This window comes from Blastococcus sp. SYSU DS0669, assembly GCF_054050895.1.
Window position 1 is genome coordinate 80,411 of sequence record NZ_JBJHAE010000011.1, and the last position, 14,681, is coordinate 95,091.

Here is a 14,681-nt window from a genome sequence, read left to right on the forward strand (position 1 = left end):
GTTCCTCTCCCGGCCGACCTGTTCCGGGGGATGTCGGTCTCTGCCCACGCAGTGTGGGCAGAGACCGACGTGTCGGGGACCCTTCCTCGCGGTCCGGAGCGGCCGGCCGCGAGGGTCGGGCGGATCCTCCGGAGGCGGGCCCTCCCGAACACTTCAAGCCCGTAGTGTTTCGCCCGTACGAGAACGGGCAGGACGCGATCATGCTCGCGCAGTGCACCGTGGTCGTGCCGACGATCGGACGTCCCTCGCTGGACGTCCTGCTCGACGCGCTGGCCGCTGCCCCGGGCCCGCGCCCCGCCGAGCTGATCGTGGTCGACGACCGCCCCACCGGGGAGCCGCTGGACCCCGACCGCCCCGGCCTGCCGCCGGTCCGCGTGGTCCGCACCGGGGGCGGTGGCCCCGCCCGCGCCCGCAACCTCGGCTGGCGCACCGCCCGCACGGAGTGGGTCGCCTTCCTCGACGACGACGTGGTCACCGACCCCGACTGGTACGAACGCCTGGCGGCCGACCTCGCCGACCTGCCGGCCGACGTCGCCGGCAGCCAGGGGCGGGTCCGGGTGCCGCTGCCCGAGGGCCGCCGCCCCACGGACTGGGAGCGCGGCACCGCCGGGCTCGCCACCTCCAGCTGGATCACCGCCGACCTCGCCTACCGCCGCAGCGCGCTGGCCGCCGTCGGTGGCTTCGACGAACGCTTCCCCCGGGCCTTCCGCGAGGACTCCGACCTCGCGCTGCGCGTCATGGACACCGGCGCACGGCTGGTCCGCGGGCAGCGGTGGATCACCCACCCCGTCCGGCCGGCGGACCGCTGGGTCAGCGTCCGGGTCCAGGCCGGCAACGCCGACGACGTCCTCATGCGGCGGCTGCACGGCGCCGGCTGGCGGGAGCGGGCCGACGCCGCCCTCGGCCGCCGGCCGCAGCACACCGCCGTCACCGCCGCGGCGGTCGCCGCGCTCGGCCTCGCCGCAGCCCGGCGGCCGCGGGCCGCCCTCGCCGCGGCGTCCGCCTGGGCCGTCGGCACCGCGGAGTTCGCCTGGCGGCGGATCGCCCCCGGTCCGCGGGACCGCGCCGAGGTGGCGACGATGCTCGCCACCAGCGCGCTGATCCCGCCGCTCGCCACCTGGCACTGGCTGCGCGGGGTCGTGCGGCACGTGGGCGTGCAGCGGTGGCGCGGGCTACCCGAGCTGGTGCTCTTCGACCGCGACGGCACGCTGGTGCACGACTTCCCCTACAACGGCGACCCCGAGTGGGTGCGCCCGGTGGACGGGGCGCTGGAGGCGCTCGACCGGCTGCGCGCCCGGGGCGTGCGGGTCGGCGTGGTCAGCAACCAGTCGGGCGTCGCCCGCGGGCTCATCACCCCCGACCAGGTCGACGCCTGCATGAAGCGGCTCGACGAGCTGCTCGGCCCCTTCGAGACGATCCAGGTCTGCCCCCACGGGCCGGACGACGGCTGCGACTGCCGCAAGCCCGCGCCCGGGATGGTCCTCGCCGCGTGCGCCGAGCTCGGCGTCGACCCGGCCCGCTGCGTCGTCGTGGGCGACATCGGGGCCGACGTCGAGGCGGCGGCCGCGGCCGGCGCCCGGGGCATCCTGGTGCCGACCCCGGTGACCCGCCGCGAGGAGGTGGCGGCGGCGCCACAGCGCGCGACGAGTCTGCCCGCGGCCGTCGACGACGTCCTGGCCGGGTTGTGGTGAGCGCCCCGCGGACCGTCCTGGTCGCCCGGCTCGACAATGCCGGCGACGTCCTCCTGCAAGGCCCGCTCGTGCGCGCGGTCGCGCACGGCGCCGACCGCGTCGTCTTCCTCGCCGGACCGTCGGGTGCGGCCGCGGCGGAGCTGCTGCCCGGCGTCGACGAGGTGTGGACGTGGGCCTGCCCCTGGATCCTCGGCGACGCGCCGCCGGTCGACGCCGACGACCTCGCCGCCCTCACCGACCGCCTGCGGGCGCTCGCGCCGGACGAGGCGGTCATCTCCACGTCGTTCCACCAGTCGCCCCTGCCCCTGGCGCTGGTGCTCCGGACGGCGGGCGTGCCGCGCATCTCGGCGATCAGCGTGGACTACCCCGGTGCGCTGCTCGACGTCCGCCACCGGGTCGAGGACGACCTCCCGGAGCCCGAGCGCGCGCTGTCGCTCGCACGGGCCGCCGGGTTCGAGCTGCCGGCCGGCGACGACGGCCGGCTGGCGGTGCGCCGGCCCCTGCCCCCGGTCGCGCACCCTTCCGCCGCCGGGCCGCGGGGCGATGATCTGTCGCCCGGGTACATCGTGCTGCACCCGGGCGCCTCCGTGCCCGCGCGTGCGTGGCCGGCCCGGCGCTGCGCGGAGGCGGTCGAGGCGCTCGCCGACGCCGGCCACCGGGTCCTGGTCACCGGCGGCCCGGCCGAGCGCGCGCTGACCGCCTCCGTCGCCGGGGACCGCGGCGTCGACCTCGGCGGCGAGACCTCGCTGGCCCAGATGGCCGCGCTGCTCGACGGCGCGGACGCCGTGGTCGTCGGCAACACCGGCCCGGCGCACCTCGCCGCCGCCGTGGGCACGCCCGTCGTCTCGCTGTTCGCGCCGGTGGTCCCCGCCGTCCGCTGGGCGCCCTACGGCGTGCCCAGCGTGCTGCTGGGCGACCAGTCGGCCCCCTGCGCCGGCACCCGGGCCCGCGAGTGCCCCGTGCCCGGCCACCCCTGCCTCACCGAGGTGACCGCGTCGGACGTGGTCGCCGCGGTGCAGAAGTTGCGCGCGGTCCAGCAGCCGGCCGTCCACCGCATCCGCCCCGCAGCCCGAGAGGCGGCGACGAGCACCCAGGTGAGAGCGTGAAGATCCTGATCTGGCACGTGCACGGCTCCTGGACGACGGCGTTCGTCCAGGGCCGCCACGACTACCTGCTCCCGGTGACGCCGGGCCGCGACGGCGACGGGCTGGGTCGCGCCCGCACCTGGGACTGGCCGGCGTCGGCGCGGGAGGTCACCCCCGCGCAGCTGCGCGAGGAGCAGCCCGACGTCGTCGTGCTCCAGCGCCCGCGAGACCTCGAGCTCTGCCGCGAGTGGCTCGGGCGCGAGCCGGGCCGCGACCTGCCCGCGGTCTTCCTGGAGCACAACGCGCCCGGGCTGGAGCCCGGTGACGGGCCGGTCCCGCACACCCGGCACCCGATGGCCGGCCGCGACGACATCCCGATCGTGCACGTCACGCACTTCAACGAGCTGTTCTACGACAACGGCCGGGCGCCGACGACGGTGATCGAGCACGGCATCGTCGACCCGGGGGAGCGGTGGACCGGCGAGCTGGCCCGCGCCGCCGTCGTCACCAACGAGCCGGTCCGCCGGGGGCGCACCGTGGGCGCGGACCTGCTGCCCGGGCTCGCCGCGGTCGCACCGGTCGACGTCTTCGGCATGGGCCTGACCGGCCTGCACGAGGCCTGCGGCCTGGACCCCGACCGCGTGGCGCTCTTCGACGACCCGCCGCAGGCGGCGATGCACGCCGAGCTCGCCCGCCGCCGGGTCTACGTGCACCCGGTGCGCTGGACCTCCCTGGGCCTCTCCCTGCTGGAGGCCATGCACCTGGGCATGCCCGTGGTCGCGCTGGCCACCACCGAGGTGGTCGAGGCGGTGCCCGCCGACGCCGGCGTCGTCTCCACCCGCCCCGAGCGTCTCTGGGACGGGGTGCGCCAGTTCCTCGACGACCCGGACGCGGCCCGTCTCGCCGGCAAGGCTGCCCGTGCGGCGGCACTGGAGCGCTACGGCCTGGCGCGGTTCCTGCGCGACTGGGACGCGCTGCTCGAGGAGGTGACCCGGTGATGTGCCTGTCAGTCCGGCGAAGCCGGTCCGCTCCGACACCGGAGGTGCGTCGATGAGGATCCACCTGGTCAGCGAGCACGCCAGCCCGCTCGCCGCGATCGGCGGCGTGGACGCCGGTGGGCAGAACGTGCACGTCGCGGCCCTCGCCGCCGGGCTCGCGCAGCGCGGGCACGAGGTCACCGTGCACACCCGCCGCGACGACGCGTCGCTGCCCGAGCGGGTGGTCACGCCGGACGGCTACGACGTCGTCCACGTCACCGCCGGCCCGGCCGAGCCGCTGCCCAAGGACGAGCTGCTCGAGCACATGCCGGCCTTCGCGCGGGTGCTGCGGCACGGCTGGGCGGTCCAGCCCCCCGACGTCGTGCACGCGCACTTCTGGATGAGCGGCCTGGCCTCGGTCGAGGCCTCGGCCAGCCTGCTCACGCCGGTCCCGGTGCTGCAGACCTTCCACGCCCTGGGCTCGGTCAAGCGCCGCCACCAGGGGGACGCCGACACCTCGCCCGCCGAGCGGATCGACCTCGAGCGGGGGCTCTGCCGCGACGTGACCCACGTGGTGGCGACCTGCTCCGACGAGGTGTTCGAGCTGCGCCGCCTCGGGCTGACCACCGACCGCGTCTCGATCGTGCCCTGCGGCGTCGACACCTCGGTGTTCACGCCCCGCGGCGCGGTCGCCCCGCGAGGGGAGCGCAGGCGGCTGCTCGTCCTCGGCCGGCTGGTCGAGCGCAAGGGCCAGGACGACGCCGTCCGAGCGCTGCGCGCGGTGCCCGACGCCGAGCTCGTCGTCGTGGGCGGCCCGCCGGCGGGGGAGCTCGACGCCGACCCCGAGGTGACCCGGCTGCGCGCCCTCGCGGCTGCGGCCGGCGTCGCCGACCGGCTGGTCTTCACCGGCGCCGTGGCCCGCGCCGACGTCCCGGCTTGGATCCGCTCGGCCGACGTCGTCCTCGCCGTCCCGTGGTACGAGCCCTTCGGCATCACCCCGCTGGAGGCCATGGCCTGCGCCCGCCCGGTCGTCGCGACGGCCGTCGGCGGGCTGCAGGACACCGTCGTCGACGGGGTCACCGGTGACCTCGTCCCACCGCGCGACCCCGAGCGCCTCGGCGCGGTGCTCGCCGCGCTGCTCGCCGACGACGAGCGGCGCGCCGCCTACGGAGCCGCGGGGGTGAAGCGGGCCCGCACCCGCTACCGCTGGTCCCGCGTCGTCGCCGACACCGAGACCGTCTACCGCCAGGTCCTGACCCGGCGCAGCCCCGTGGAGGTCGCCCGATGAGCGTCACCCCGCACTCGTTCTTCGAGAACGTCGCGACCCAGGACCCGGCGCGCGAGGTTCCGGCGCCGGACACCTGCACCCACCTGACCGGGGCCGACCACGTCGCCTCGCTGCGCAATGCCCTGCGCTCGCTGGAGGCGCAGCTGCCGGTGCTCGACCGCTGGGGGCGGCTGCTGGCCGACGTCCTGTGCGGCCCGTCCCGGGGGCGGCTGCTGGCCGCGGGCAACGGCGGCAGCGCGGCCCAGGCCCAGCACCTCACCGCGGAGCTGGTGGGCCGCTACCGCGCCGACCGGCCGCCCTTCTCCGCCATCTGCCTCACCGCGGAGACCTCCTCGCTGACCGCGATCGCCAACGACTACCCGGCCGACGAGCTCTTCGCCCGGCAGGTCGAGGCCCACGGCCGGGAGGGCGACGTGCTCGTCCTGCTCTCGACGTCGGGCCGGTCACCGAACGCGGTCGCCGCCGCCCGGCGGGCCCGCGACTGCGGGATCACCACGCTGGCGATCACCGGGCCGGCGCCCAACCCGCTGGCCGCCGCCGCCGACGAGGCGGTCTGCATCGACTCCCCGTGGACCGCCACCGTGCAGGAGTGCCACCTGGCCGCCCTGCACCTGGTCTGCGCCGCCTTCGACGCGGCCGTGCTCGCCGACCCGCCCCGGGTGCCGACGGGGCCGTCGTTCGAGGCGGCGCAGTGAGCGCCCGGCCGCTGGTCGTCGTCGGCGACGCGCTGCTCGACGTCGACCTCGTCGGCACGGCGTCGCGGCTGACCCCCGACGCCCCGGTGCCGGTGGTGGAGGACATCGAGCGGCGGGAACGCCCCGGCGGCGCCGCGCTGGCGGCGGTCATCGCTGCCTCGGCGGGCTCGCGCGAGGTGGTGCTGGTCGCGCCGCTCGACTCCGACGAGGACGCCGACCGGCTGCGCGCCCTGCTCGCCGGCCGGGTCCGCCTGGTCGAGATCCCGGCCACCGGCGGCACCGCCGTGAAGCAGCGGGTGCGGGTCGGCGACCACTCCGTCGCCCGGCTGGACAGCGGGGCGCCCACCGCGGTGCTCGGGGAGCTCCCGGCCGCGGCCGCCGAGGCGATCCGGGACGCCGCCGCCGTCCTCGTCGCCGACTACGGCCGGGGGACGACGGCCGATCCCGCCGTGCGCGCCGCCCTCGCCGAGGCCCGCGGCCCCGTGGTCTGGGACCCGCACCCGCGGGGCGCCGACCCGGTACCCAGCGCCCGCCTGGTCACGCCCAACGGGGCGGAGGCCGCCCGCGTGGTCCCGGCCGTGGACGGCGAGGGCCTGGCGGCCGTCGGTGCGCGAGCGGAGGCGCTCATCCGCCACTGGGGCGTGGGCGCGGTCGCGGTGACGATGGGCGCCCGCGGCGCGCTCCTCTCCTACGGCACCGGCGCGCCGATGGTGGTGCCCGCGGTCGCGGTGACCGGTGGCGACCCCTGCGGCGCCGGCGACTCCTTCGCGGCGGCCGCAGCGCTGGCCCTCGCCGACGGCGCGGTCACCGGTGAGGCGGTCGCCGCCGCGGTGGCCTTCGCCTCGGCGTTCGTCGCCCGCGGCGGGGCGACCGCGTGGGACGCCGACGAGCGGGTCGAGGGGGCGGCTCCCGATCCCGGGGCGGACGGCGTCATCGCGCGGGTGCGCGCGGCCGGGGGCACCGTCGTCGCCACCGGCGGCTGCTTCGACCTGCTGCACCCGGGGCACGTCGCCACGCTGCGCGCCGCCCGCGGCCTGGGGGACTGCCTCGTCGTGTGCATCAACTCCGACGACTCGGTGCGCCGGCTCAAGGGCCCCTCGCGGCCGCTGGTCACCGCACCCGACCGGGCCCGCGTGCTGGAGGCCCTGGAGTTCGTCGACGCCGTGGTGGTCTTCGAGGAGGACACCCCCACCCGGGTGCTCGACCGGTTGCGCCCCGACGTGTGGGCCAAGGGCGGCGACTACGCCGGTGCCGACCTGCCCGAGGCCGAGGTGCTGCGCAGCTGGGGTGGTCAGGCCGTCGTCCTGCCCTACCTCGACGGCCACTCGACCACGGCCCTGGTCGAGCGCTCCCGCGTATGAGGCCGACGGCCGTGGTCCTCCGGCCGCTGGGGCTGGGTGACCTGCTCACCGGCGTGCCCGCCATCCGGGCGGTGCGGGCGGCCGTGCCCGGCCACCGGCTCGTGCTGGCGACGACGACGGCGCTGCAGCCGCTGGCCGAGCTGATCGACGCGGTCGACGAGGTCCTGCCCGCCCGCGAGCTGGAGCCCCTGGACTGGGCCGGCCCGCCCCCGGAGCTCGCCGTCGACCTGCACGGCAAGGGCCCGGCGTCGCACGTGGTCGTCGCCGACCTGCGCCCGCGGCGGCTGCTCACCTTCGCCAGCCCGGGCTACCCCGGGCCGGCGTGGTACCCCGACGAGCACGAGGTCCGGCGCTGGTGCCGGCTGGTCTCCGAGGGGCTGGGCGTGGACGCCGACCCCGACGCCCTCGACATCGCGGTGCCGGCCGTGCCCCCGCCGGTCCGGGGAGCCGCCGTCGTGCACCCCGGGGCGGCGTTCCCCGGCCGGCGCTGGCCGGCCGAGCGCTTCGCCGCCGTCGCCCGGCACCTCGCCGACGGCGGTCACGACGTGCGGATCACCGGCGGCCCGGCCGAGGTCGAGCTGGCCCGGTCGGTGGCCGCGGCCGCGGGGCTCCCGGAGACGGCCGTGCTCGCCGGACGGACGACGTCGACGGAGCTCGCCGCGGTGGTGGCCGCCGCCGGGCTGGTCGTGTGCGGCGACACCGGCGTCGCGCACCTGGCGACCGCCTACCGGCGACCCTCCGTGGTGCTCTTCGGCCCGGTGTCGCCGGCGCTGTGGGGGCCGCCGCCGCGCCCGCAGCACGTCGTGGTCTGGCACGGTGACGGCACGGGTGACCCGTGGGGCACCGAGCTGGACCCCGCGCTGGAGGGGATCACCGTCGACGAGGTCCTGGAGGCCCTCGCCACCCTGCCCAGCTGCCGGGATCAGGTCACCTGATCCCGGAGCGTCCTCCCTCGCGGTGCGCGGTGGGGGAGGACGCTCCACGACGAGGGAGGACGGCGGCTACCCGCGCTGGCGCAGGGCGTCGAAGAGGACCATCTGCAGGTCCTCCTCCTCGACGGCCGAGTACGCCGCGCCGCCGGTGGCCTCGGCGATCTCCTCGAGGGCGCTGAGGTCGGCGTCCGGGCCCAGGGCGACACCGATGACCTTGACCGGCCGGTCGGGGTCGGCCTCGGACTCCAGCGTGCTGAGCAGGTTCTCCAGGCTGGTGCCCTCGGCGTCGTCCTCGTTGGTGCCGTCCGTGACGACCAGGACGCTGTTCACCGCCGTCGGGTCGTAGTTCTCCCGCGCGGCCCGCACGGCGGCCAGCGTGGTGTCGTAGAGCCCCGTCCCACCGGGGGTCAGCCGGTCGGGGATGGTCTGCAGCTGCTCGTCGAGGACGGCGCGCTGCGTCTGGCCGCCGACGTCGGCGTCGAGCTCGCGGGTGGGCACCAGCTCGGTCCAGTCCTGCTCGCCGTTCAGCTCGTAGGCGAAGGCCCAGAGGCCGAGGGCGTAGTCGTCGGGGACGAGGGCGAGCGTGCTCCGGGCAGCGTCCCGGGCCAGGGTGGCCCGCGTGCCACCGTTCACCGGGGCCTCCATGGACGTGGAGACGTCGAAGACGGTCAGGACGCGCGACGGTGCGGCGAGGCTGGAGAGCCGGGTCAGCAGCGCCTGCACCTGCGGGGCGTCCAGGGGCAGCAGCTCGGGGGCCGCCTCGGCGATCCCGGTGTCGGCACCGGCGCCGGGCGGGGCGGCGCCCTCCGGCCCGCGGAAGCCCGCGTCCCGGACGGCGACCTGCGCGTCCTCCGAGAGGAGGCGATCGGTGACGATCTCGACGGCGCGCTGCTGGGCCCCGGTGGGCCCGCTCACGGTGAGGACGGGGTAGTCCAGCGCCGGGGAGCCCTCGGCGGGGTAGACCGCGACCAGGGACGAGCCCTCGGCCTCCTGGTTGATCGCGTAGACCTCCTGCTCGCTCACCGGCACCAGCGGGGCGTCGGCGCCACCCTCGCTGCCGGCGGTCAGCGCCTCCCCTGCGGTGAGCTCGGTGCTGCGCGCGGCGGCGAGCACCGCGGCCACCACGGCGTTGTCGGCGTCGGTGTCGCCACCGAGAGCGGTGCGCACCGCGGCCAGCGCGGAGAGCGCCTCGGCGCTCGCGGCCAGGTCGGGCACGGCCAGCGGCCGCCCGGTGCCGAGCGCCTCGGCCCAGCCCGGCCCCTGCCCGGCCCAGCCCAGCTCCTCGACGACGCCCTCGCTGGTGGCCAGCACGACGGGGGAGATCGCCATGGAGCCGACCTGCTCCAGCTGGGCGCCGGTGACGCGGGCCGGCCAGAGCGACGAGTCGGGCACCCACACGTCGGGCAGCGCGTCCTCGTCGAGGGCGCTGAGGTCACCTGCGGTCTGCAGCGGCTGCTGGGCGGTGACCTCGGCGTCGACGCAGAGCGCCTCGTCGGGCGACTCGACGTCGGCGAGCAGCTCCTCGGTCAGCGCGCCGAGCTCCGGGGCCACGGCGACGTCGACCGTGACCGTCTCGTCGCACCCACCGCCGGTCCCCGCCAGCCACCAGACCAGCCCACCGAGGACCAGGACGATCGCCAGGCCCGCGGCGACGAGAACCGGAGGCACCGAACGGCGCGTGGCTGCTGGATCTGCGTGACGGCCCATGCTCGCTCTCTGAGATCGACTCGGGGTGGATGCGGCTCCCCCGAGCGCGCCGTTCCAGATTAGATGTGTCCCGCGTCGCTAAGGGGTGACCCTCGTCGCACGATCCGTGACGGACCGTCAGAGAGCGGGGGCAGCGACCGTCCGCTGGGCGGCGAACCAGTCGACGGTGCGCCGGAGGCCCTCCTCGGAGGTCACCCGGGGCCGCCAGCCCAGCAGCTGCTCGGCGCGCGTGGTGTCGGGGCGGCGGACCTTGGGGTCGTCGACCGGCAGCGGGATGTGGTCGATGGGGGAGTCCGAACCGGTGAGCTCCACGATCCACCGCGCCAGCGCGAGCATCGACAGCTCGTCGGGGTTGCCGATGTTCACCGGCCCGGGGTGGTGGGAGAAGGAGAGGGCCAGGATGCCGGCGACGGTGTCGTCGACGTAGCAGATGGAGCGGGTCTGCGAGCCCGTTCCGGCGACGGTGAGCGGCCGCCCGTCCAGCGCCTGGTTGACGAACGCGGGGATCGCGCGGCCGTCGTCGGCGCGCATGCGGGGCCCGTAGGTGTTGAAGATGCGCACGATGCCGGTGTCGGTGCCCTTCGACGTCCGGTAGGCGGTGGTCAGCGCCTCGCTGAACCGTTTCGCCTCGTCGTAGACCCCGCGCGGGCCCACCGGGTTGACGTTGCCCCAGTACTCCTCGGTCTGCGGGTGCTGCAGCGGGTCGCCGTAGACCTCCGAGGTGGACGCCAGCACGTAGCGCGCGCCCTTCTCCTGGGCCAGGCCGAGGGTGTGCAGGGTGCCGAGGCTGCCGACCTTGAGGGTCTCGATCGGCATCTTCAGGTAGTCGATCGGGCTGGCCGGCGAGGCGAAGTGCAGGACGAGGTCGACCGGGCCGGGCACGTGGACGTAGTCGGTGACGTCGCAGCGGACCAGCCGGAAGCCCGGGTGCTCCATCAGGTGGGAGACGTTCTCCGGGGCGCCGGTGAGGAAGTTGTCCAGGCAGACGACCTCGACCCCGCGCTCCAGCAGCTGCTCGCACAGGTGCGAGCCGAGGAACCCGGCGCCTCCGGTGACCACCGCCCGCTGGATGGTCCGTGCCTCGAACGACGGTGCGTCGACCATGCCGCTGCCCTCCTGCGCTCCATCCGGTGCGCACACCTGCGGACGCACCTCGGCGGGCGTCCTACCCCGAGATCAACTCGGCACACACTTCAAGGGCGAAGTGTCCCCCGTCGCCCCGCTCTGCGGGACCGTTCACACGCCCTCCCGGTGCCGGGCAGCGCGCCTGCACGGCCCCCGGAAGCGGACGGGCCGCCGGTCTCCCGGAGGAGACCGGCGGCCCGCCGGTGAGGTGCTGGAACGGCCACCCTCCAGGGTCCCGCGCCGCGCTAGCGAGGCGTCGGGGGAAGGGTGGTCCTTCGTCAGTCGACCACGGACTCCTCGTCGGGGATGGCGTTCGTCGGCGGGGTGGCCGGTTCGCCGTCGAACTCCTCGATCGGGGCGTCACCGATGTCGGTCACGCGGACCTCCTGGACGACCTCCGAGCCGTTGCCCACGATGCGCTCGATGGACATGCCGCTGGTGCCCATGTGGCTCTCCTCGGAGTAGCGGAAGGGCGCGAACACGGGCCCCTCCCACTCGCCACCGGCGGTCTCGACGGCCTCGACCAGGCCCTCGCGCGTCGGGTTCTGGCCGGCGGCCTGCAGGGCCTGGGCCATGGTGTAGGCCTGCGCCATGCCGTAGACGCGGTAGTTGGTCAGCTCGCCCTCGCCACCGCACTCGTCCCAGATCCGCTGGAACTCCTGGATCCACGGGTTGTCGGCCTGGTCGACCGTCGGCAGGTAACCGGTGGTCAGCGCGCCGTCGAGCAGGGCGGCGTCGCTGACGGCGCCCTCGCTGAAGCGGTTGAGCAGGCCGCCGACCAGCGTCGGGTCCGAACCCACGTTGGAGTAGAACCACTGCGGGTCGTAGCCGAGCTGCAGCGCGGTCAGCTGCGACAGCGCGGTGTAGCTGGGCACGTTGAAGCCGACGACGAAGTCGGCGCCGGCCGCCTGCAGCGCCGCGATCTGCGGGCCGACGTTGGTGTTGCCCGGGGTGTAGCGCTCGGCCGCGACGATCTGGTCGTCGATGTACTGGCGGATGCCGGCCTCGCCGTCCTCGCCGAAGTCGTCGTCCTGGAGGAAGAGCCCGACCTGCGCGTCGGGGAAGTTCTCGGCGATGTACTCACCGATGATCTTGCCCTCGCTCATGTAGTCGGTCTGCCACCCGAACGACATCGGGTACTCCTCGGGGTTCTCGCCCCAGAGGAGTGAGCCGGAGGAGACGAACAGGTCGGGGACGCCCTCGTCGTTGAGGAAGTCGATCACCGCGCTGTGGGTGGGGGTGCCGAGCCCGCTCATCATCGCGAAGATCTCGTCCTCGAGGACGAGCTCGTTCGTGACCTGGCTGGTCTGGGTCGGGTTGTAGGCGTCGTCCCGGAAGATGAACTCGATCTCCCGGTCGTAGATCCCGCCCTCCTGGTTCAGGCACTCGAAGTAGGCCTGCACGCCGGTCGGGATCTCGCTGTAGCCGGGGGCGGCCACGCCGGTCAGCGGGTAGTGGGCGCCGAGCTTGATCGAGGTCTCGGTGACGCCGATGTCGGAGGCCTCGTTCTCGCCCCCGCCCCCGCCACCACCGGAGCCACCGGCGCTGTCGTCACTGCCGCCGCAGGCGGCGAGCGTGGACAGGACGGTCGCCGCGGCGATCGTGGTCATGAGACGTCGGGAGGATCTGGACAACAGTGCTCCTCTGGTGCGGCCCGGGCATCGGTGCCCGGGAGTCGGTGTGGGCTGGTGGTGCGGGTGGAGGTGTCGCGTGCGGCGGATGGAGGGGGTCGCCCTCACCCCCTGCTGCTCGCGCCGTCGGCACCGGCCCGGGCCATGGCCCGCTTGGCCTTGCGGGTCATCCAGCGGAGGCGGATGGTCCCCACGAAGCCGGCCGGGACGAAGATCATCACGACGATCAGCACGACGCCGTAGACGAACGGGGCCAGCTGGGCGGCCTCGGTCTGGCTGAGCCCGAGGTCGCCACCGAGGTTCGTGACGAACGGCGGCAGGAAGACCAGCAGGGCCGAGCCGAGGAGGGCGCCGAGCAGGCTGCCCAGGCCACCGATGACGATCGCGGTCAGCAGCGCCAGCGAGAGCACGATGGTGAAGCCGCTGGGGGCCGCGAGGCGGACGACGATGGCCAGCACGCCACCGGCGAGACCGGCCGCCGCGGCGCTGACGACGAAGGCCAGCACGCGCCAGGCGCCGAGGTTGATGCCGGCCAGCTCGGCGGCGACCTCCTGGTCACGCACCGCCCGCCAGGTGCGGCCGATGCGGCTGCGGACCAGGTTGGCCAGGAAGAAGTACGTGATCAGCAGGCAGATGGCGCCGACGTAGGCGAGCCACTTGGTGCTCGAGGCCGAGTTGCCCGAGACGGCGTCGATGAAGCCGTCGAACCACTCCGGCGCCTGCGGGGCGCGCACCCGCATGCCCTGCTCGCCGCCGAAGGTGTCGTGGAAGTAGATCGCCAGACCGGGGAGCCCGACCGCGAGGGCGAGCGTCGCACCGGCGAGGTACGGGCCGTGCAGCCGGGCTGCGGCCACCCCGACGAGGGCGCCGATCGCCGTGGCGACGACGACGGACGCCAGCAGGATCACCGGCAGGGGCAGCGGCTCGTCGGCGTCGAGGAACAACGCCGTCGTGTAGGCGCCGGCCGCCATGAGCGCACCGTGCCCGAGCGAGATCTGGCCGTTCATGCCGGTGAGCACGGTCAGGCCGCCGGCGGCGATGGCGTAGTAGGTCAACGTCGCCAGCTGCGAGTTCTGGAACGGGCTGGTGATCTCCAGGATCACCACCGCCAGCACGGCGCAGCCCGCCAGCACCAGCAGGTGGCGCAGCAGCGTGGACTGCGGCAGGAAGGAACGGCCGGCCTTCGCGGGCGCCGAGGGGGCGTCCCCGCCGGCGGTCGCCTTGACCGGGGCGTCGCTGCTCGCCTTGCCCGCGGTGCCGGTGGAAGCGGGGCTCTGCAGGTCGCTCATCGTCATGCCCTCCGAGCCGTCGCGCTGCTGAACAGGCCACCGGGTCGCACGAGCAGGACGACGATGAGGATGACCAGTGCGGAGATGTTGACAAGGGCGCTGCCGCGCGGGGCGTAGCCGCTCACGTAGCTCAGCGCCAGGCCGAGGATCAGCCCGCCGACGATCGCGCCGACCGGCGAGTCGAGCCCGCCGATGATGGCGGCGACGAAGCCGAACACGATCAGGGCGTCCATGTAGGCGGGCCAGACGAACGTGCCACCGGCGATGAGCAGCCCGGACAGCGAGCCGACGACGGCGGCCAGACCCCAGCCGAGGGTGAGCATGCTGCCCACCTTCACGCCGAGGAGCCGGGCCACCTCCTGGCTGAACGCCGAGGCGCGCATGGCCAGGCCGATGCGGGTGAAGCGGAACAGCGCGACCAGCAGGCCCATGACCACCAGCACCGAGCCGATGACGTAGAGGCTCGTGGGGGTCAGCGGGATGGTCGAGTCGCCGATCTCCAGGCCCCGGACGCCGAACGGCGTGGGGAACGACTGGAACGACGAGCCGAAGATGATCGCGATCGAGGCCTGGATGGCGACGAAGAGACCCAGGGTCACGATCACGGCGTTGAGCTCGGGGCCGCCCTCGACCGGGCGGATGATGACCCGCTCCACGATCGCGCCGAGCACGAAGCCGGAGGCGAGGGCGACGATCAGGGCGACCCAGTAGGACTGGCCGGCCTGGATCAGGGCGAGGGCGATGAACGTGGTGGCCGCGGCCATCGAGCCCTGCGCGAAGTTGACGATGCGGGTCGATCGCCAGATGAGGACCAGGGCCAGGGCGAAGGCGGAGTAGATCATGCCCTGGGTCAACCCGGTCAGGGTCACGTTGACGAAGTAGTCCACGGAGGAGGAAGCC

12 protein-coding genes are annotated in these 14,681 nt (G+C 75.2%); 7 read left to right on the forward strand and 5 right to left on the reverse strand.

Annotated features, from left to right (window positions below; genetic code table 11):
- Positions 1 to 164: 164 nt before the first annotated feature.
- Genes ACI792_RS12850 through ACI792_RS12880 form a run of 7 tightly spaced genes read left to right on the forward strand, consistent with a single transcriptional unit; the run spans position 165 to position 8,032 of the window.
- A complete protein-coding gene (locus ACI792_RS12850) occupies positions 165 to 1,691 on the forward strand; it encodes an HAD-IIIA family hydrolase (RefSeq protein ID WP_456602925.1) in 1,527 nt (508 codons plus the stop codon).
- On the forward strand, positions 1,688 to 2,797 hold the full coding sequence (locus ACI792_RS12855; RefSeq protein ID WP_456602926.1) for a glycosyltransferase family 9 protein: 1,110 nt from the start codon (positions 1,688 to 1,690) through the stop codon (positions 2,795 to 2,797). The genes ACI792_RS12850 and ACI792_RS12855 overlap by 4 nt, the downstream gene beginning before the upstream one ends.
- Positions 2,794 to 3,774, forward strand: coding sequence for a glycosyltransferase (locus ACI792_RS12860; protein WP_456602927.1), 981 nt, complete (start codon positions 2,794 to 2,796; stop codon positions 3,772 to 3,774). The genes ACI792_RS12855 and ACI792_RS12860 overlap by 4 nt, the downstream gene beginning before the upstream one ends.
- 52 nt (positions 3,775 to 3,826) lie before the next feature.
- Entirely contained in the window at positions 3,827 to 5,041 is a 1,215-nt protein-coding gene (locus tag ACI792_RS12865) for a glycosyltransferase (protein ID WP_456602928.1), read from the forward strand.
- A complete protein-coding gene (locus tag ACI792_RS12870) occupies positions 5,038 to 5,736 on the forward strand; it encodes a D-sedoheptulose-7-phosphate isomerase (protein WP_456602929.1) in 699 nt (232 codons plus the stop codon). The genes ACI792_RS12865 and ACI792_RS12870 overlap by 4 nt, the downstream gene beginning before the upstream one ends.
- Entirely contained in the window at positions 5,733 to 7,097 is a 1,365-nt protein-coding gene (gene rfaE2, locus ACI792_RS12875; RefSeq protein WP_456602930.1) for a D-glycero-beta-D-manno-heptose 1-phosphate adenylyltransferase, read from the forward strand. Before ACI792_RS12870 ends, rfaE2 begins: the two co-directional genes overlap by 4 nt.
- Positions 7,094 to 8,032, forward strand: a complete 939-nt coding sequence (locus ACI792_RS12880) for a glycosyltransferase family 9 protein (RefSeq protein ID WP_456602931.1) — start codon at positions 7,094 to 7,096, stop codon at positions 8,030 to 8,032. Before rfaE2 ends, ACI792_RS12880 begins: the two co-directional genes overlap by 4 nt.
- 66 nt (positions 8,033 to 8,098) lie before the next feature.
- On the opposite strand, the gene ACI792_RS12885 is transcribed toward ACI792_RS12880, so the two are convergent.
- From ACI792_RS12885 to ACI792_RS12905, 5 genes are all read right to left on the reverse strand, one after another.
- Entirely contained in the window at positions 8,099 to 9,697 is a 1,599-nt protein-coding gene (locus ACI792_RS12885; RefSeq protein WP_456602932.1) for a VWA domain-containing protein, read from the reverse strand.
- Between the two features lie 156 nt (positions 9,698 to 9,853).
- Positions 9,854 to 10,840 carry a UDP-glucuronic acid decarboxylase family protein gene (locus ACI792_RS12890; protein WP_456602933.1) on the reverse strand — a complete coding sequence of 329 codons (987 nt, stop codon included), beginning with the start codon at positions 10,838 to 10,840 and terminating at the stop codon, positions 9,854 to 9,856.
- Positions 10,841 to 11,139: 299 nt separating this feature from the next.
- On the reverse strand, positions 11,140 to 12,495 hold the full coding sequence (locus tag ACI792_RS12895) for an ABC transporter substrate-binding protein (protein ID WP_456602934.1): 1,356 nt from the start codon (positions 12,493 to 12,495) through the stop codon (positions 11,140 to 11,142).
- A 101-nt stretch (positions 12,496 to 12,596) separates the two neighbouring features.
- Positions 12,597 to 13,781: a branched-chain amino acid ABC transporter permease gene (locus ACI792_RS12900; RefSeq protein ID WP_456580152.1), complete on the reverse strand. Its 1,185-nt coding sequence runs from the start codon at positions 13,779 to 13,781 to the stop codon at positions 12,597 to 12,599.
- A gap of 2 nt (positions 13,782 to 13,783) precedes the next feature.
- Entirely contained in the window at positions 13,784 to 14,668 is an 885-nt protein-coding gene (locus ACI792_RS12905; protein ID WP_456602935.1) for a branched-chain amino acid ABC transporter permease, read from the reverse strand.
- Positions 14,669 to 14,681: the final 13 nt, after the last annotated feature.

Coding starts and splice junctions, on each gene's coding strand:
- ACI792_RS12865 (WP_456602928.1), top strand. CDS start 3,827: ATGAGGATCCACCTGGTCAGCGAGCACGCCAGCCCGCTCGCCGCGATC.
- ACI792_RS12870 (WP_456602929.1), top strand. CDS start 5,038: ATGAGCGTCACCCCGCACTCGTTCTTCGAGAACGTCGCGACCCAGGAC.
- ACI792_RS12880 (WP_456602931.1), top strand. CDS start 7,094: ATGAGGCCGACGGCCGTGGTCCTCCGGCCGCTGGGGCTGGGTGACCTG.
- ACI792_RS12890 (WP_456602933.1), bottom strand. CDS start 10,840: ATGGTCGACGCACCGTCGTTCGAGGCACGGACCATCCAGCGGGCGGTG.
- ACI792_RS12900 (WP_456580152.1), bottom strand. CDS start 13,781: ATGAGCGACCTGCAGAGCCCCGCTTCCACCGGCACCGCGGGCAAGGCG.